General features: G+C 70.9%; 16 protein-coding genes and 1 pseudogene. 14 read left to right on the top strand and 3 right to left on the bottom strand.

All coding sequences use genetic code 11. The features are described 5' to 3' along the window. Nucleotides 1-32 precede the first annotated feature (32 nt). Nucleotides 33-1,001: a DNA polymerase III subunit delta gene (gene holA, locus BCR15_RS10500; protein ID WP_078920290.1), complete on the top strand. Its 969-nt coding sequence runs from the start codon at nucleotides 33-35 to the stop codon at nucleotides 999-1,001. 77 nt (nucleotides 1,002-1,078) lie between these two features. Here holA and rpsT read toward each other — a convergent pair whose 3' ends face one another. Next, complete coding sequence (gene rpsT / locus BCR15_RS10495; RefSeq protein ID WP_068752141.1) at nucleotides 1,079-1,339, bottom strand: 30S ribosomal protein S20; 261 nt, start codon at nucleotides 1,337-1,339, stop codon at nucleotides 1,079-1,081. A 194-nt stretch (nucleotides 1,340-1,533) separates the two neighbouring features. On the opposite strand from rpsT, the gene lepA reads away from it, so the two are divergent. From lepA to BCR15_RS10475, 5 genes and pseudogenes are all read left to right on the top strand, one after another. Continuing rightward, the gene (gene lepA / locus BCR15_RS10490) at nucleotides 1,534-3,366 is read left to right on the top strand and encodes a translation elongation factor 4 (protein WP_068752140.1); all 1,833 of its coding nucleotides are present in this window, start codon (nucleotides 1,534-1,536) and stop codon (nucleotides 3,364-3,366) included. A gap of 293 nt (nucleotides 3,367-3,659) precedes the next feature. Further along, nucleotides 3,660-3,917 (top strand): annotated as a pseudogene (locus BCR15_RS15315) (hypothetical protein); the annotation flags it as partial. Between the two features lie 191 nt (nucleotides 3,918-4,108). Beyond that, nucleotides 4,109-5,338: a radical SAM family heme chaperone HemW gene (hemW, locus tag BCR15_RS10485; protein WP_068752139.1), complete on the top strand. Its 1,230-nt coding sequence runs from the start codon at nucleotides 4,109-4,111 to the stop codon at nucleotides 5,336-5,338. A 183-nt stretch (nucleotides 5,339-5,521) separates the two neighbouring features. Then, the gene (locus BCR15_RS10480) at nucleotides 5,522-6,400 is read left to right on the top strand and encodes a DUF3097 domain-containing protein (protein WP_068752138.1); all 879 of its coding nucleotides are present in this window, start codon (nucleotides 5,522-5,524) and stop codon (nucleotides 6,398-6,400) included. Nucleotides 6,401-6,423: 23 nt separating this feature from the next. Next, nucleotides 6,424-7,197, top strand: coding sequence for an inositol monophosphatase family protein (locus BCR15_RS10475; protein ID WP_068752137.1), 774 nt, complete (start codon nucleotides 6,424-6,426; stop codon nucleotides 7,195-7,197). A gap of 3 nt (nucleotides 7,198-7,200) precedes the next feature. Here BCR15_RS10475 and BCR15_RS10470 read toward each other — a convergent pair whose 3' ends face one another. Continuing rightward, nucleotides 7,201-7,971: an MBL fold metallo-hydrolase gene (locus tag BCR15_RS10470; RefSeq protein WP_176715227.1), complete on the bottom strand. Its 771-nt coding sequence runs from the start codon at nucleotides 7,969-7,971 to the stop codon at nucleotides 7,201-7,203. Nucleotides 7,972-8,035: 64 nt separating this feature from the next. Between BCR15_RS10470 and hrcA the strand changes: the two genes are divergently transcribed. From hrcA to tgt, 4 genes are read left to right on the top strand one after another with little or no spacing between them, the layout of a single operon-like run. Next, nucleotides 8,036-9,040 (top strand): heat-inducible transcriptional repressor HrcA, encoded by a 1,005-nt coding sequence (gene hrcA, locus BCR15_RS10465; RefSeq protein WP_068752135.1) that lies wholly within the window; start codon nucleotides 8,036-8,038, stop codon nucleotides 9,038-9,040. A gap of 16 nt (nucleotides 9,041-9,056) precedes the next feature. After that, a complete protein-coding gene (dnaJ, locus tag BCR15_RS10460) occupies nucleotides 9,057-10,220 on the top strand; it encodes a molecular chaperone DnaJ (protein ID WP_068752134.1) in 1,164 nt (387 codons plus the stop codon). After that, nucleotides 10,208-10,951 (top strand): 16S rRNA (uracil(1498)-N(3))-methyltransferase, encoded by a 744-nt coding sequence (locus BCR15_RS10455; protein WP_228383394.1) that lies wholly within the window; start codon nucleotides 10,208-10,210, stop codon nucleotides 10,949-10,951. The genes dnaJ and BCR15_RS10455 overlap by 13 nt, the downstream gene beginning before the upstream one ends. Further along, nucleotides 10,948-12,183 (top strand): tRNA guanosine(34) transglycosylase Tgt, encoded by a 1,236-nt coding sequence (tgt, locus tag BCR15_RS10450; protein WP_068752132.1) that lies wholly within the window; start codon nucleotides 10,948-10,950, stop codon nucleotides 12,181-12,183. The genes BCR15_RS10455 and tgt overlap by 4 nt, the downstream gene beginning before the upstream one ends. Here tgt and BCR15_RS10445 read toward each other — a convergent pair. Further along, nucleotides 12,159-12,887: a queuosine precursor transporter gene (locus BCR15_RS10445; RefSeq protein ID WP_228383395.1), complete on the bottom strand. Its 729-nt coding sequence runs from the start codon at nucleotides 12,885-12,887 to the stop codon at nucleotides 12,159-12,161. The genes tgt and BCR15_RS10445 overlap by 25 nt on opposite strands. A 117-nt stretch (nucleotides 12,888-13,004) precedes the next feature. On the opposite strand from BCR15_RS10445, the gene BCR15_RS10440 reads away from it, so the two are divergent. From BCR15_RS10440 to BCR15_RS10425, 4 genes are all read left to right on the top strand, one after another. After that, a complete protein-coding gene (locus BCR15_RS10440; RefSeq protein WP_068752131.1) occupies nucleotides 13,005-13,442 on the top strand; it encodes a DUF5709 domain-containing protein in 438 nt (145 codons plus the stop codon). A 134-nt stretch (nucleotides 13,443-13,576) separates the two neighbouring features. Next, entirely contained in the window at nucleotides 13,577-14,512 is a 936-nt protein-coding gene (locus BCR15_RS10435; RefSeq protein WP_078920510.1) for a PhoH family protein, read from the top strand. Beyond that, the gene (ybeY, locus tag BCR15_RS10430; protein ID WP_068752129.1) at nucleotides 14,509-14,967 is read left to right on the top strand and encodes an rRNA maturation RNase YbeY; all 459 of its coding nucleotides are present in this window, start codon (nucleotides 14,509-14,511) and stop codon (nucleotides 14,965-14,967) included. Before BCR15_RS10435 ends, ybeY begins: the two co-directional genes overlap by 4 nt. Then, the gene (locus BCR15_RS10425; RefSeq protein WP_068752128.1) at nucleotides 14,952-16,193 is read left to right on the top strand and encodes an APC family permease; all 1,242 of its coding nucleotides are present in this window, start codon (nucleotides 14,952-14,954) and stop codon (nucleotides 16,191-16,193) included. The genes ybeY and BCR15_RS10425 overlap by 16 nt, the downstream gene beginning before the upstream one ends. Nucleotides 16,194-16,225 lie beyond the last annotated feature (32 nt).

The raw sequence follows: 16,225 nt of genomic DNA, 5'->3' as shown, positions 1-16,225 counted from the left end.
GACAGTCGGCAGAGCCTGGCAAGCTTGGGTCCGTGACGTCATCGCCCTTCGGAACCTCGCTCCTCATCACCGGGCCGGAGGCCCTCCTCGCCCAGCGCATCGTGGCGCAGACCAAGGCCGCGGCGCTGGCGGCGCACCCGGAGGCCGACGTCAACGAGATCTCGGCCGATCAGCTCGAGGACGCCATGCTCGCCGAGGTGATCGGGGGCTCGCTGTTCACCGAGTACATCATCGCCGTCATCGACGACGTCGGCGCCTGCCCGCCCGCGGCGGTGGATCAGCTTCTGGCCGCCGCGCTCGCCCCGCCGCCCGAGCTGTGCCTGATCCTCGTGCACCCCGGCGGCATGAAGGGCAAGGGGCTGATCGACAAGCTGAAGAAGGGCAAAGTCCGCACCGAGACCGTCACGGCACCGAAGGCGTGGGAACTGCCGAAGTTCGTCGCGGAGGAGGCCAGGCGCCACCACGTGCGCATCGGCCAGGATGCCACCGGCGAGCTCGTCTCCGCGGTGGGCCATGATCTGCGGAGCCTCGCGTCGGCCGTGAGCCAGCTCGCCTCCGACGCCGAGTCAGGCGAGATCGACGCCGCGATGGTGAAACGCTACTTCGCCGGCCGGGCCGAGGTCACGAGCTTCGCCGTCGCCGACGCGGTCATGGGCGGCAATCCCAGCCTCGCCCTCGAGCGGCTGCGCTGGGCGCTCGGGACGGGCGCGGCTCCGGTACTCGTGACCAGCGCCATGGCGTCGGCGTTCCGCGGCATGGGCAGGTATCTGGAGGCGCAGGGCCTGCGGATGAGCGACGCGGACCTGGCGAGGCAGCTGGGCATCCCGCCGTGGAAGATCAAGGACTACGCGAAGTCGTCGCGCATCTGGCAGACGGGTGCGGTGGCCGAGGCCATGCAGCTCATCGCCACGGCCGACGCCGCCGTGAAGGGGGCCGCGACGGACGCGGACTACGCCCTCGAGCACATGGTGTTGGGCGTCCTGCGGCTGCGGCGCCGCTGACCCGTCGCCGGGGACGCGAAACAGCGCCTTGACGACCGAGGGTCAAGGCGCTGTCTGCGAGCGCTACGGCTGGTGGCTCAGAGAGCCGCGACGGCCGTGGAGATGGCCGACTTGCGGTTCGCGGCCTGGTTCTTGTGGATGACGCCCTTGCTCACAGCCTTGTCGAGGGCGCGGTTCGCGGCCTTCGCGAGCTCGGCGGCCTTGTCGGACTCGCCGGCCGCGACCGCGGTGCGGACGTTGCGGACGTGCGTGCGCAGGGCCGACTTCACGGCCTTGTTGCGCTGCCGCGCGATCTCGTTGGTCTTGATGCGCTTCTTCTGGGACTTGATGTTCGCCACTGGGCAAGCCTCTTTACGGGTGGAAACTTGAAAAGATTCGGTCATGCGTGCGTGTGAACACGCGACGCTCTAGGTTACCCGAGCGCGTCCGAAGCCGCAAAATCCCCCTCCCGGCCCGGCCCGCGCCGGCGTTTCGACAAGTGAACCGGCCATGAGAAGATGGCCTGTCTACATGTTCATCGACGAGGAGACGCATGCCCGCTCCGCGCCCCGGCAAGACCGACCCGGCGATCATCCGTAACTTCAGCATCATCGCGCACATCGACCACGGCAAGTCCACCCTGGCCGACCGCATGCTGCAGCTGACCGAGGTCGTCGACGCCCGGCAGATGCGGGCCCAGTACCTCGACCGGATGGACATCGAGCGGGAACGCGGCATCACCATCAAGTCGCAGGCCGTGCGCATGCCGTGGACCAAGGACGGTGTCGTGCACGTCCTCAACATGATCGACACGCCGGGCCACGTCGACTTCACCTACGAGGTCTCGCGGTCGCTCCAGGCGTGCGAGGGGGCGATCCTGCTGGTCGACGCCGCGCAGGGCATCGAGGCGCAGACGCTCGCCAACCTCTACCTGGCGCTCGAGGCCAACCTCCACATCATCCCGGTGCTCAACAAGATCGACCTGCCGAGCGCCAACCCAAACAAGTTCGCGGCCGAACTCGCGGGCATCATCGGGTGCGATCCCAGCGACGTCATGCGGGTCTCCGGCAAGACGGGTGCGGGCGTGGCGGAACTCCTCGACGCCGTCGTGGAGCAGATCCCCGCGCCGCAGGGCGATCCCACCGCCCCGGCCCGGGCCCTGATCTTCGACTCTGTCTACGACACCTACCGCGGCGTGGTCACCTACGTCCGTGTGGTCGACGGCGAGCTGCGGCACCGCGAGCGCATCCTCATGATGTCGACCAAGGCCACCCACGACCTGCTCGAGGTCGGCGTCATCTCACCCGAACCGGTCAAGGCCGGCGCGATCGGCGTCGGCGAGGTGGGCTACCTCATCACGGGCGTCAAGGACGTCCGCCAGTCCCGCGTGGGCGACACCGTCACCCTCGACGCCCGGCCCGCGACCACCGACCTGGGCGGCTACCGCCATCCCAACCCCATGGTCTACGCCGGTCTGTACCCGATCGACGGTGACGACTTCAACGAGCTGCGCGAGGCGCTCGAGAAGCTGCAGCTCAACGACGCTGCCCTCACCTACGAACCCGAGACGTCCGGCGCCCTCGGGTTCGGCTTCCGCATCGGGTTCCTCGGCCTGCTCCACATGGAGATCGTGCGCGAGCGCCTGGAGCGCGAGTTCAACCTCGACCTCATCTCCACCGCCCCCAACGTCGTGTACCGCGTCGTGATGGAGGACGGTTCCGAGCACACGGTCACCAACCCGTCGGAGTACCCGGAGGGCAAGATCGCCGAGGTCTACGAACCGGTGGTGCGCGGAACGATCCTGGCCCCGTCGGAGTACATCGGCACCATCCTCGAGCTGTGCCAGACGCGGCGCGGCGTGCAGCGGGGCCTCGACTACCTGAGCGAGGACCGCGTCGAGATCCGCTACACGCTGCCGCTGGCGGAGATCGTCTTCGACTTCTTCGACGCCCTCAAGTCGCGCACCAAGGGCTACGCCTCGCTGGACTACGAACCCGACGGCGAACAGGCGGCCGAGCTGGTCAAGGTCGACATCCTCCTCCACGGCGACCCCGTCGACGCGTTCTCGGCGATCGTGCACAAGGACAAGGCCTACTCCTACGGGCTGCTCATGGCGTCGAAGCTCAAGGAGCTCATCCCGCGTCAGCAGTTCGAGGTGCCCATCCAGGCCGCCATCGGCTCGCGGGTCATCGCCCGCGAGACCATCCGCGCCATCCGCAAGGACGTCCTCGCGAAGTGCTACGGCGGCGACATCACCCGCAAGCGCAAGCTGCTCGAGAAGCAGAAGGAGGGCAAGAAGCGGATGAAGATGGTCGGCCGCGTCGAGGTCCCCCAGGAGGCCTTCGTGGCGGCGCTGTCCACGTCCGAGCCCACCAAGAAGGTCTGAGCTTCAGGCCAGACCGAGCCGGCGCACCGCCGCCACCTCGGCCCGGCGATCGTGCAGGTGCAGAACCCCTCGCCGCAGATCCCGATCCCCGCGAACGAGGGCCCGTTCTTGACGAAGACGGTGGTCTGGATCAGCCTGCCCATGCGCCTGAGGTTGCTGACGTCCTGCGAGTGCATGATCGCGGTGTGCCGGTTGCCGTGCCCGAGTTCGCCGGAGAGATCGATCGCGCGGACGACGTCGGGGTAGCGGACCAGGCCGAGCACCGGCATCATCAGTTCGTGCACGACGAACGGATGATCAGCGGTCGCCTCGCACACCAGGAGCCGCACGCCCGGCGGCGGCTCGACGCCGATCGTCTCCAGGATCGCGGAGGCAGGCTTGCCCATCCACTCGACCACCGGGCGGCGCTCGGCGGTGAGGATGACCCCCTCGAGCCGCGCCCGCTCGTCGTGGGCATCACCCACTCCCTGGCGCACGCGGTGGGCGGCCACTTCCCGATCGCGCACGGCTGGCTCAACGCTATGTTGCTTCCCCACGTCATCGCGTTCAACGCCGAGCGCAGCCCCGCCGCCGCGGACCGCTACGCGCGCCTGGGGCGGCTCGTGACTCGTCGACGCCATGGCCGGGACCGCCCTGGACGACGGCTGCACCGCCACGAACCCGGTCCGTCCCAGCCGCGAGGACCTGGTCCTGCTGCTGCGGCGTCTGGGCTGATCCGCGCGGGGCTGCGTAGGCTGGGGCGGTGGCCCAGCTCCCCGACGGCGACCCCGCCCCGCCCGACGGCGCCCTGCCGGCGTCGGCGCTGAATGCGGCGCGCCCGCTCTCGCTCTACGTGCACGTGCCGTTCTGCCGGGTGCGGTGCGGGTACTGTGACTTCAACACCTACGCCCCGTCGGAGCTGGGCGACCTGGCACCGGGCACCTATCTCAGCGCGGCCGTCGCCGAGCTGGACCTGGCTGCGCGCGTCCTGGGCCGGCGCCGCGTGTCGACGGTGTTCTTCGGCGGCGGGACACCCACCATGCTGCCGGCCGACGCACTGGCCGGGCTGCTGGGGGCGGTCGGGGAGCGGTTCGATCTCGCGCTCGACGCGGAGGTGACGACCGAGGCGAACCCGGAGACGCTCACCGCGGACTACCTGGTCACCCTGCGCGCCGCGGGATTCACGCGCCTGTCGCTCGGGCTGCAGTCGGTGGTGCCCCACGTGCTAGCGGTGCTGGACCGGCAGCACACGCCCCGGCGTGGACTCGACGCCGCCGGCTGGGCGCGCGACGCGGGCTTCGAGCACATCAGCCTGGACCTCATCTACGGCACGCCGGGGGAGTCCCTCGACGACTGGCGGGCGAGCCTTGATGCCGTCGCCGGCGCGCCCGTCGACCACGTCAGCGCGTACTCGCTGATCGTGGAGGAGGGCACGCGGCTGGCGGCCCGGGTCCGTCGCGGGGAGCTGCCGATGCCGGACGACGACGACCTGGCCGACAAATACGAGTTGGCGGACGCCCTGTTGACGTCGCTGGGGATGATGAACTACGAGGTGAGCAACTGGGCCATGCCGGGCGGGGAGTGCCGGCACAACCTGGCCTACTGGCACGGCGCCGACTGGTGGGGGATCGGGCCGGGGGCACACTCGCACATCGGCGGGGTGCGGTTCTGGAACCGCAAGCACCCGCGCAGCTACGCGGCGTCGCTGGCGGCGGGGGAGTCTCCGGCGTTGGCCCGCGAGGTGCTGGGGGAGGAGGATCGCCGGGTCGAGCGCGTCCTGCTGGAACTGCGGCTGGCGGGGGGTGTTCCGCTGTCGGTGCTGACGCCGTCGGAGGGGTCGCGGATCGACGGCATCGTCGAGCGGGGGCTCGCCGCCGTCGTCCCCGGCCTCGGGGGAGAGCGCGGTGGTGTGTTGGAGCCGGGGCCGAGGCTGCGCCTCACGCGGGAGGGCCGGCTGCTCGCCGACGGCGTCATCCGCGACCTCCTCGACTGACCGCGGTTGAGCCTGACACGCGGCTCGCCGAGGCCGGTTGAGCCTGACACGCGGGTCGCCAGCGGAGGTTGAGCCTGCGCCCGGCCTCGACAGCGCGTATGGCCTCTGAAATCGGTTGCAGGCCGAACGAGTCGGGAATCAGGCTCAACTCCGGCTGCGGAAGGAGGCGGTGTCGCTGGCCCGATGGGCGGCGCGGCGCTGATAGCGTCGCCGATCGTGGATCGCTACGCACGAGACGTCCTCGCCCCCGGGTGGCAGAAGTCGCACCTCAAGAAGACCCGCGACGTGCCCGTCGAACTCGACGTCGTCGTCGAGTTCGGAGACTTCTGCGGCGCCGTCGTCGGCTGGGAGAACGGCCTCGTCCTCCTGGAGGACCGACGCGGCAAGCGGCGGGCCGCGCCCTTCGGCCCCGGCTTCCTCCTCGAGGGGCAGCCCGTCGCGCTCCGGCCGCCGCTGCGAGGCACGCCCGCGGGACCCGCCTACACGGCATCGGGATCGCGGGTGTCCGCGGAGCCGGCGAAGGCCCGCGTGGCCCTGCCCAGCCGGATCTACGTCGAGGGCCGCCACGACGCCGAGCTGATCGAGAAGGTCTGGGGCGAGGACCTGCGCCACGTCGGTGTCGTCGTCGAGTTCCTCGGCGGCATCGACGACCTGCCCGCGATCGTTGCCGACTTCAGACCCGAGCCCGGCCGCCGCCTCGGCGTCCTGGTCGACCACCTGGTGCCGGGCAGCAAGGAGAGCCGGATCGCCGAGGAGGTGTACCGCGCCGGATACCGCGGCACCGTCCTGGTCGCCGGTCACCGCTTCATCGACATCTGGCAGGCCGTCCGCCCGGACCGGATCGGGCGCAAGGCGTGGCCAGACGTGCCCCGCGACATCGACTTCAAGAAGGGCACCCTCGCAGTCCTCGGGCTGCCCCACGCCGATCAGGCCGACGTCGCCCGCGGCTGGCAGGCGATCCTCGCGCGCGTCACGAGTTGGCGCGACCTCGAACCGCAGCTCAACACCGTGGTCGAGACCCTCATCGACTTCGTCACGCAGGACCATCTCGACGACGCCTGAGGCGGCGCCGATAGGGTGGGGCCATGGACACCGAGGGCATCGCGCGCCTGCTCGAACAGACCGCCGCCGAGATCATCCTTCCGCGCTTCCAACAGCTCGCCCACGGCGACGTCATCGAGAAGAAGCCCGGCGACCTCGTCACCATCGCCGACCGCGAGGCCGAGGACTACCTGACGGGCCTGCTCCGTGAGGCCCACCCCGGGGCCGTCATCGTCGGGGAGGAAGGCGTGTTCGCCGACGCGAGCCTGCTCGACGGCCTGGCCACGGCCGAGCACGCGTTCGTCATCGACCCGATCGACGGGACCCGCAACTTCGTCGCCGGCCGCGACGAGTTCGGCGTGATGCTGGCCGAGGTGCGCGACGGCGTGACGACGCGCGGCTGGATCCTGCAGCCCCAGGCGCAGCGCATGTACATCGCCGAGCTGGGCGGCGGAGTCACCCTCAACGGAGCGCCCATCGACCGGACCCGCGCGGACCGTGCACCGCTCGGCGCGACCTCCAAGCGGTCCATCCACGGGTTCACGGCCGAGGGCCGGCTCAGTCCCGTCGTCGAGAGCGCCTGGTGCTGCGCCTTCGACTACCCCAAGGTCCTGCACGGCGACGTCGACTTCCTCGTCTACACGACCGTCCACCCGTGGGACCATCTCGCCGGGTCGCTCATGGTGACGGAGTCCGGCGGCGTCAGCCGGACCCTCGCCGGCGAGGACTACACGGTCGCGTCGCGCGCCAGGGGCCTGCTCATCGCCTCGGACCAGGAGACGTGGGCGGCGGCGCAGGAGGCCTGGCCAGCGCGCTGAGGGTCAGATGCCGAAGATCGGCAGTTGCCGCTTCGGCACGACGCCCTTCTCGGCCAGCTCCGCGTACGCCTTCGGGAGCGCGACGGCGAGCGTCTCGGCGCTGAACGGCCACTCGACCGCGGTCGCCGCCTGCTCGGCGGTCACGCCCTGCTGGATCAGCATCTCGCTCGAGCTGTAGAGCATCGCGACCTCGGCCCGCTGCACGAACGCGAAGTCGCGGTCCACCACCGCACCGTGGCCCGGGACGAACCGGGTGCCGGCGTTGCTGGCCCCCAGCACGCCGTCGAGCACGGTCGGCCAGTTCGCCAGGGAGGTGGACTCGTCCACCTGAGGATCCGCGCCCTCCTCCAGCAGGTCGCCGGCGAACACCACGTTCTCGCCGGGCACGAACACGACGACGTCCGCCTGCGTGTGCGCGCGGCCGAAGTGCAGCAGCTCGACCCGCTGGCCGCCGAGGTCGACCGCGCGGGCCATCGAGAAGACCTCCGTCGGCTCCGCCCCAGTGAGATCCTCGTGCCCGATGGACGTCAGCCCGGCCATGCCCGGGAGCCCCCCGAGGTGGTCCTCGTGACCGTGGGTCAGCACCACGTGCGTGACCGGGACGCCGGCCAGGTCCGCCGCGGAGCGCACGAGGTCGGCCCCCTGCGCGGGGGTGTTGCCGGCGTCGACCAGCAGGGCTGCGTCCCGCCCGACGACCAGCCCCACGTTGACTCGGTGCGGTTCGAGCGCGGTCACGTACACGCGGTCGGTGACCGGGGTCCAGGCGAGCGTCATGGCAGCCAGCATAGATGCCGGTACACTGGCACTCGACCGCCACGAGTGCCAGCCAGGAGGTGACATGCTCGACGACCGCAAGCTCGACGTCCTCAAGGCCATCGTCACCGACTATGTGGCCAGCCGCGAGCCGGTCGGCTCCAAGGCCCTCGTCGAGCGCCACAGGCTCGACGTGTCGGCCGCGACCGTCCGCAACGACATGGCGGTGCTGGAGGAGGAGGGCTACATCGCGCAGCCCCACACCAGCGCCGGCCGGATCCCCACCGACAAGGGGTACCGGCTGTTCGTGGACCGTCTGGCGCAGATCAAGCCCCTGTCGCCGGCGGAGCGCAGCGCCATCACCACCTACCTCAACGGCACGGCCGACGTCGACGACCTGGTGACCCGGACAGTGCGGCTGCTCGCGCAACTCACGCGGCAGGTCGCGATCGTCCAGTACCCGATCGCGCAGCGCACGGTGGTGCGCCACGTTGACCTGCTCCTGCTCACCCCGGAGCGGCTCATGGTCATCGTCGTGCAGTCCTCCGGGCGGGTGGACCAGACCGTCCTGGAGTCCCCGTCGTCCGACGAGGGCAGGCTCCAGGCGCTGCGGAACCGCGTGGCGGAGGCCATCGTGGGCCGCGCGACGGCCGACGCCGCGGCCGCGCTGGGCACCTTCGTCGACGCCTTGGCGCCGGACGAGCGGCCGTACGCCGCGCCGGTGGTGGCCGCCGTCCTCGAGGCGATCGCGGCGGAGCCCGCGGCGCACGTCGTGGTCGCGGGGCTGCCCAACCTGGCGGCCAGCCAGACGTTCGAGACCAACCTGCGGCCGCTCCTCGAGGCGCTCGAGGAACAGGTGGTCCTCATGCGGTTGCTCGGCGAGGCGGCCGGTGACGACGTCACCGTGCGCATCGGCGAGGAGAACACCACCGAGGGCTTCCGCAGCGCGAGCGTCATCGCCGCGGGATACGGGGCGGACCTGTCGGCCAGCCTCGGCGTGCTGGGCCCCACCCGCATGGATTACCCCTCCCACATCGCCGCGGTGCGCGCCGTGGCCCGTTACGTCAGCAGATTCCTGAGCCAAGGCTGATCGACAGAAAGAACCCATGAGCAAGGACTACTACGCAATCCTCGGCGTCGACCGCGACGCCTCCCCGGAGGCCATCAAGAAGGCGTACCGCCGGCGGGCCATGAAGGTGCACCCCGACGTCGCCCAGGAGGCCGACGCCGCGGAGAAGTTCAAGGAACTCAACGAGGCGTACGAGGTCCTCAGCGACCCCAACAAGCGCGCCGTCTTCGACCGCGGCGGGGACCCCATGTCCTCGGCGGGTGCCGGCTTCTCGGGTTTCGGCGGCGGTTTCGCGGGCGGGTTCGACTTCTCCAACCTCGTCGACGCCATGTTCGGGGCCGCGGGCACCCGCGGGCCCCGTTCGCGCGTCCGTCAGGGCCAGGACGCCCTCGTGCGGGTCTCCCTCAAGCTCCACGAGGCGGTCTTCGGCACCACCAAGCCGGTGAAGGTCGACACCGCGGTGGTGTGCCCCAAGTGCTCCGGCCACGGCGGGGAGCCCGGCTCCGAACCGGTGACCTGCACCACCTGTCAGGGCTCCGGCGAGGTGACGCAGATCCAGCGCAGCTTCCTCGGCGACATCCGCACGTCCCAGGCCTGCCCCACCTGCCGCGGCTACGGCACGATCATCCCGCGGCCATGTGGCGAGTGCTCGGGTGAGGGGCGGGTCCGCACCACCCGCACGCTGCAGGTGCGCATCCCGGCGGGCGTCAGCACCGGCATCCGGATCCATCTGGAGGGCCAGGGGGAGGTCGGCCCGGGCGGCGGTCCGGCGGGCGACCTGTACGTCGAGCTCGCCGTCGAGGCCCACGAGACCTTCCGCCGCGAGGGGGACAACCTCGAGGTGGTGGTCAAGGTCCCGATGACCGCGGCGGCACTGGGCACCAGCATCGACGTTGCCACGCTCGAGGCCGAGTGGGAGGGATCCGACCTGGAGGATCGCAAGGTCGCCGTCGAGGTCCCGGCCGGCACGCAGTCGGGCACCCGCATCCCGCTCAAGGGCCGCGGCGTGCCCCGCCTCCGCGGCGGCGGCCGGGGCGACCTCGGCGTGACGCTGCTGGTCCAGACGCCCACCAAGCTCGACGACCGGCAGCGCGAGCTGTTGCGGGAACTCGCCGAGGCCCGGGATGAGTCCGCGCCGGAGGGCGTCGCCGCCCAGGGCCACAAGGGCGTATTCGGCAAGCTCTCCGAGTGGTTCTCGTGACTGACCCGCTGTTCTTCGCACGCTTCGACGCCGCCGTCGGCCCCGGTGATCTGGTGACGGTCACCGGCGAGGAGGCCCACCACGCGGTCTCGGTCAAGCGCATCGTGCCCGGCGAGACGGTCCTGCTGGCCAACGGAGACGGCGTCGGCGTGCGCGCCGAGGTGATCTCCGCCGAACGGCGCGAACTCGCCGCCCGCGTCCTCGACGTCATCCCCGCCGCCACCCCGTCGATCGGATGGGGCGTCGTGCAGGCGCTGGCCAAGGGCGACCGGAGCGAGCTGGCGGTCCAGATGGCCACCGAGCTCGGTGCCCGGGAGATCCTGGCCTGGCAGGCCGCACGGTCCATCGTGCGCTGGCAGGGGGAGCGGGGCGACAAGGCCCTGGATAAGTGGCGGGCGACGGCGCGGGAGGCGGCCAAGCAGTCTCGCCGGTTCCTCGTCCCGGACGTCGTGGCGGTCAGCACCGCCGACGTGGCCGACGCGATCGCGGCGGTCGACGTCGCCCTGGTGCTGCACGAGGACGCGCCCCAGCACATCGCCGACATCGACCTCCCCGAGGAGGGCACGGGCCTGGTGATCGTCGGACCGGAGGGCGGCATCGCGCCCGAGGAACTGGACCGGTTCGTCGAGGCCGGCGCCGTCCCGGTGGCCATCAGCGACGGCGTGCTGCGCACGTCCACCGCCGCGGCCGTCGCGCTCGGCCAGCTGGACGTGCTGGCAAGACGCCCGTGACCGCCGGCTTCTCCTTCGACGTCACGCACCGTCTCGACGACGCCCGGGGCCGGGTCGGCGTCATCCACACCCCGCACGGCGACATCGAGACCCCGGCCTTCATCGTGGTCGGCACCAAGGCGACCGTGAAGGCGGTGCTGCCGGAGGCCGTCGCCGACCTCGGGGCGCAGGCGGTGCTCGCCAACGCCTACCACCTCTACCTCCAGCCGGGCTCGGACCTCGTCGACCAGGCGGGTGGCCTCGGCCGTTTCATGAACTGGCCCGGCCCCACGGTGACCGATTCCGGCGGCTTCCAGGTCATGAGCCTCGGCGCCGGGTTCAAGAAGGTCCTCGCGATGGACACCGCCGGCCTGGCCGACGACGACGTCATCGCCGACGGCAAGACCCGCATGGCCCACGTCGACGACGACGGCGTCACGTTCCGCTCCCACCTGGACGGGACGTCGCACCGCTTCACGCCCGAGGTCTCCATGCGGATCCAGCATGAGCTGGGCGCCGACATCATCTTCGCCTTCGACGAACTCACCACGCTCATGAACACCCGCGCCTACCAGGAGGCGTCCGTCGAACGCACCCACCGGTGGGCCGAGCGATGCCTGGCCGAGCACCAGTGCCTCACGCGTGAGCGCGGCGGCCGGCCCTATCAGGCCCTGTTCGGGGTCATCCAGGGCGCCCAGTACGAGGACCTGCGCCGCGGGGCCGCCCGGGGCCTGGCCGAGCTCGAGGTCGACGGCCGGACCTTCGACGGCTTCGGGCTGGGCGGGGCGCTGGAGAAGGAGAACCTCGGCACGATCATCTCCTGGATGGTCGACGAACTGCCCGAGCGCAAGCCGCGACACCTGCTCGGCATCTCCGAGCCCGACGACCTCTTCGCCGCGGTCGAGGCGGGCGCCGACACCTTCGACTGCGTCAACCCGTCGCGGGTCGCCCGCAACGCCGCGATCTACACCGCGGACGGCCGCTACAACGTCAACACCGCGCGGCACCGGCGCTCCTTCATCCCCCTGGAGGAGGGGTGCGACTGCTACACCTGCACGCACTACACCCGCGCCTACCTCCACCACCTGTTCAAGGCGAAGGAGATGCTGTCGTCGACGCTGGCGACCATCCACAACGAGCGGTTCACGGTGCGCCTCGTCGACCAGATCCGCGCGTCCCTGAAGTCGGGGGACTTCTACGCCTTCCGCGACGAGTTCCTGGGCAGGTTCTACCGCAGGGGCGCCGGCGCGTAGCTCGGTTCGTGGCGCTTCACCAGTGCGATGATGCGGTACGTGACGGGCAGGAAGAGCGCCTCGACCAGCACCTTGTACACATAGCCCACCACGATGTAGTTGAGCAGCGTGCCGCCCGTGATGACGCCGGCGAAGGCCACCACGCAGAAGATGGTGGTGTCCGCCGCCTCACCCACGACGGTGGAGCCCAGGAGGCGTGCCCACAGGGAGCCCTCACTGCTGCGGGCCTTGAGCTTGACCAGGACCCAGGCGTTGAGGAACTGGCCCGCGACGTAGCCGAGCAGGCTGGCGATCACGATCCGCGGCACGAAGCCCAGGATGGCGTCGAAGGCGCCCTGGTTCGGCCAGTCGGCGGCGGCGGGCGCCGCGCCCACGGCGAGGAAGGTCACCGACGCGAGGATCGACACGGCGAATCCGAGGAGGATGGCGCGCCGCGCACCCTTCAACCCGTAGACCTCCGCCAGCACGTCGCCCAGCACATAGGTCAGCGGGAACAGGAACGCGCCGCCGTCGGTGATGATCGGCAGCACCGGGATCCCCAGGGGGGTCCAGTCGGGCCCGAACTGGATCAGCTTGACCGCCGACACGTTGCTGATGAGCAGGAGAGCGCAGAACAGGGCGACGACGACGTCGAACACGCCCTGCGGACGGTCGGCGAAGGACGGACGCGGTGTGGTCACGGGGCCGGAGCTGGTGGGGTGCACCGCGGCATTGTACGCCGCCAATCCGGGGTCCATGGACGGCTCGCTCAGCGCTGGGCAGTTCCGCGGGAGCCTGCGAGTAAGCACGCGACAAGGCCGGGACGGTGGCAAGATTCATGCATGGACGACAGCGCAGTTGAGTATGTGCCGGACGAGTCGGAGCAGCTCGACCAGTTGCAACCCGGCGATTCACTGATCGACCGTGGCGTCGACGACGTGCTCGACGAGGGGTACGTGACCCCCGAGAAGTGGTCGCCGGCGCAGGGCTTCGGCAACACGGTCGCCGAGATGCGCCAGGGCGAGACGCTGGAGATGCGCATCGCCCAGGAGGAAGCCGAACCGGCGGCCGACGACGTCGAGTGGAACCCCGGCCATGAGCCTCGCCAGGTGGGCGCCGCCCGCGCCGGCCGACTGATGGCGGTGCAGGGCAGCGGCGGCGTGGAGCACACCCTCGGGGTGGACGTCGGCTACGGCGGGGGTGCTGCGAGCGCGGAAGAGGCCGCGATGCACATCATCTCCGAGGACGACGAGGAGGACCTGGCCGTCCTGGAGAGCTGACGCTCCCGCGACGCGCCTAGACTGGGCGGCCGGCGGCGGAGGGCGCCGCCGCACCACAGAAGGATCACACCCTGAACACGAACCACCCGGAGCAGCACGCGACGCGCACCGTCTCGGTGCCGGCCTCGATCGACATGGTCAACCTGCTGGGCCCCCGCGACGACTTCCTCCGCATCCTTGAAGACAAGCTCGACGCCGACTTGCATGTCCGCGGCGGTCAGGTCACGCTCTCTGGCCCCTCCGCAGAGGTGGCGAAAGCCACGGAGGTCCTCACCGAGCTCATCACCATCCTGCGCACCGGCCAGGGCCTGACCGGAGAGACCGTGGAGCGCGTCATCCAGCTCGCCGACGACCCGCACGCCACGCCGTCGGAGATCCTCACCCAAAACATCGTGTCGTCGCGCGGCAAGACCGTCCGGCCCAAGACGCTCAACCAGAAGCGCTACGTCGACGCCATCGACCGGCACACCATCGTGTTCGGCATCGGCCCGGCGGGCACGGGCAAGACCTATCTCGCGATGGCCAAGGCCGTCCAGGCGCTCCAGGCCAAGGAGGTCAGCCGCATCATCCTCACCCGGCCGGCCATCGAGGCCGGGGAACGGCTGGGCTACCTGCCGGGCACCCTCAACGACAAGATCGACCCGTATCTCAGGCCGCTGTACGACGCCCTGCACGACATGGTCGACGCGGACTCGGTGCCGAAGCTGCTCACCTCCGGGACCGTCGAGGTGGCCCCGCTGGCGTACATGCGCGGCCGCACCCTCAACGACGCGTTCATCATCCTCGACGAGGCGCAGAACACCTCGATGGAGCAGATGAAGATGTTCCTCACCCGCCTGGGCTTCGGGTCGAAGGTCGTCGTGACCGGCGACATCACGCAGGTCGACCTGCCCGGTGGCGTCAAGAGCGGGCTCAGGGGCGTCATGGACATCCTCGACGGCATCGACGACATCGAGTTCTGCACGCTGACGAGCCGCGACGTCGTCCGGCACCGCCTGGTGGGGCGCATCGTCGCGGCCTACGATCAGTTCGAGAGCCTCACCTCAGAGCGCAAGGGACGCCGCCAGTGATCGACATCAACAACGAGTCAGGCATGGAGGCCGACGAGCTGGGCCTCGTCGAACTCGCGAGGTTCGCTCTGGACAAGCTGCGCATCCATCCCCAGGCGGACCTGTCGATCGTGCTGGTCGACGAGGAGACGATGGCCGAGTACCACGAACGGTTCATGGACCTCCCGGGCCCGACCGACGTGATGAGCTTCCCCATGGACGAGCTCCGCGAACCCGCGGAGGACGAGGAGCCGCCGCTGGGGCTGCTGGGCGACATCGTGCTCTGCCCCCAGGTCACCGCCCGCCAGGCGGCCGACAACGGCCGCAGCGCCGACGGCGAGGCCGAGTATCTCCTCATCCACGGCCTGCTGCACCTCCTCGGCCACGATCACGCCGAGCCGGACGAGAAGGCCGTCATGTTCGGCCTCAACGACCGCATCATCGCGGCCTGGGATCAGGTGTGCGGTCGCAGCTGAGCCGCAGCCTCGGCCTGGCTGACGCCGTCGCCATCGGTGTCGCCTCCATGGTGGGCGCCGGCGTGTTCGCCGTGTGGGCCCCCGCCGCCGCCGCGGCGGGAGGCGCGCTCCTCATCGGACTGGCGCTCGCGGCGCTCGTGGCCTGGTGCAACGCCACGTCGTCGGCCCAGCTCGCCGCGCAGTATCCCTCGGCGGGTGGGACCTACCTGTACGGACGCGAGCGGCTGGGGGACTGGCCCGGCTTCCTCGCCGGGTGGAGTTTCGTCATCGGCAAGACGGCGTCCGTGGCCGCCATGGCCATGACGCTGGCCGCCTACCTCGCGCCCGACGCGTGGCGGGTGCCCGTGGCGATCGCCTCGGTCTGGGCGATGGTGGCCATCAACCTGCTCGGCGTCACCCGCACCGCCAGAGCGGCGATGGTGCTGGGATCGGTGGCGTTGCTGTCGCTCGCGGTGGCCCTGATCGTCGGGTGGCAGGCGGGGCCCACGGGCGGGGGGACGCTGCTGGTCCTTCCGGCGGGATCGGCGGGGTGGTACGGGGTGCTGCAGTCGGCAGGCCTGCTGTTCTTCGCGTTCGCGGGCTACGCGCGCGTCGCGACCATGGGGGAGGAGGTCCGCGATCCTCGGCGGACCATCGGCCGCGCCATCGTCGTGGCGTTGAGCGTCGTGCTCGTCGTCTACGCCGTGGTGGCGGTGAGCCTGCTGCTGCTCGTGGGCAGCGATCGGCTGGCCACGACCAGCGCGCCACTGGCCCTGCTGGTCGGTGACCGGCCCGGCGCCCGCGTCGTCCTGGTCATCGGGGCGGGCGCCGCCGTCGGTGGTGCGCTGCTGGGCCTGCTGTCCGGCATCGGGCGGACGTGGCTGGCCATGGCGCGCAACGGCGACCTGCCGCGGTTCTTCGACCACACCCACCCGCGGACCCGGGTGCCGCACCGCATCGATCTCACCCTCGCCGCCGCCCTCACCGTCATCCTGCTCGTGGCCGACCTGCGCGGCGCCATCGGGTTCTCGTCCTTCGGGGTCCTGCTCTACTACGCGGTGGCCAACGCGGCGGCCCTCACGCAGGAACCGCCCGAGCGTCGCTACCCCAGGGCCTGGCAGGTGATCGGACTGGCCCTCTGCCTGCTGCTCATCGTCACGCTGCCGTGGCAGTCGATCCTCGGAGGCGTCGCCGTGCTGGCCGCGGGCGTGCTCTGGCGGCGCCTCGCGGCGGCCCCGCTGCGATAGACTCGGCCGCCACAGCGTCCCCGACTTGAGCG

It is taken from the genome of Tessaracoccus lapidicaptus, assembly GCF_001693815.1.
GTDB lineage: Bacteria > Actinomycetota > Actinomycetes > Propionibacteriales > Propionibacteriaceae > Arachnia > Arachnia lapidicapta.
The sequence above is the reverse complement of the archived record's forward strand: the minus strand, read 5'-3'. Positions and strand labels throughout refer to the sequence as shown.

What these genes read in the sequence shown, in the direction of transcription:
- lepA (WP_068752140.1), top strand. Translation starts at nt 1,534, where the DNA reads ATGCCCGCTCCGCGCCCCGGCAAGACCGACCCGGCGATCATCCGTAAC.
- BCR15_RS10480 (WP_068752138.1), top strand. Translation starts at nt 5,522, where the DNA reads ATGGGCGGCGCGGCGCTGATAGCGTCGCCGATCGTGGATCGCTACGCA.
- BCR15_RS10475 (WP_068752137.1), top strand. Translation starts at nt 6,424, where the DNA reads ATGGACACCGAGGGCATCGCGCGCCTGCTCGAACAGACCGCCGCCGAG.
- BCR15_RS10470 (WP_176715227.1), bottom strand. Translation starts at nt 7,971, where the DNA reads ATGACGCTCGCCTGGACCCCGGTCACCGACCGCGTGTACGTGACCGCG.
- hrcA (WP_068752135.1), top strand. Translation starts at nt 8,036, where the DNA reads ATGCTCGACGACCGCAAGCTCGACGTCCTCAAGGCCATCGTCACCGAC.
- dnaJ (WP_068752134.1), top strand. Translation starts at nt 9,057, where the DNA reads ATGAGCAAGGACTACTACGCAATCCTCGGCGTCGACCGCGACGCCTCC.
- BCR15_RS10440 (WP_068752131.1), top strand. Translation starts at nt 13,005, where the DNA reads ATGGACGACAGCGCAGTTGAGTATGTGCCGGACGAGTCGGAGCAGCTC.
- BCR15_RS10435 (WP_078920510.1), top strand. Translation starts at nt 13,577, where the DNA reads ATGGTCAACCTGCTGGGCCCCCGCGACGACTTCCTCCGCATCCTTGAA.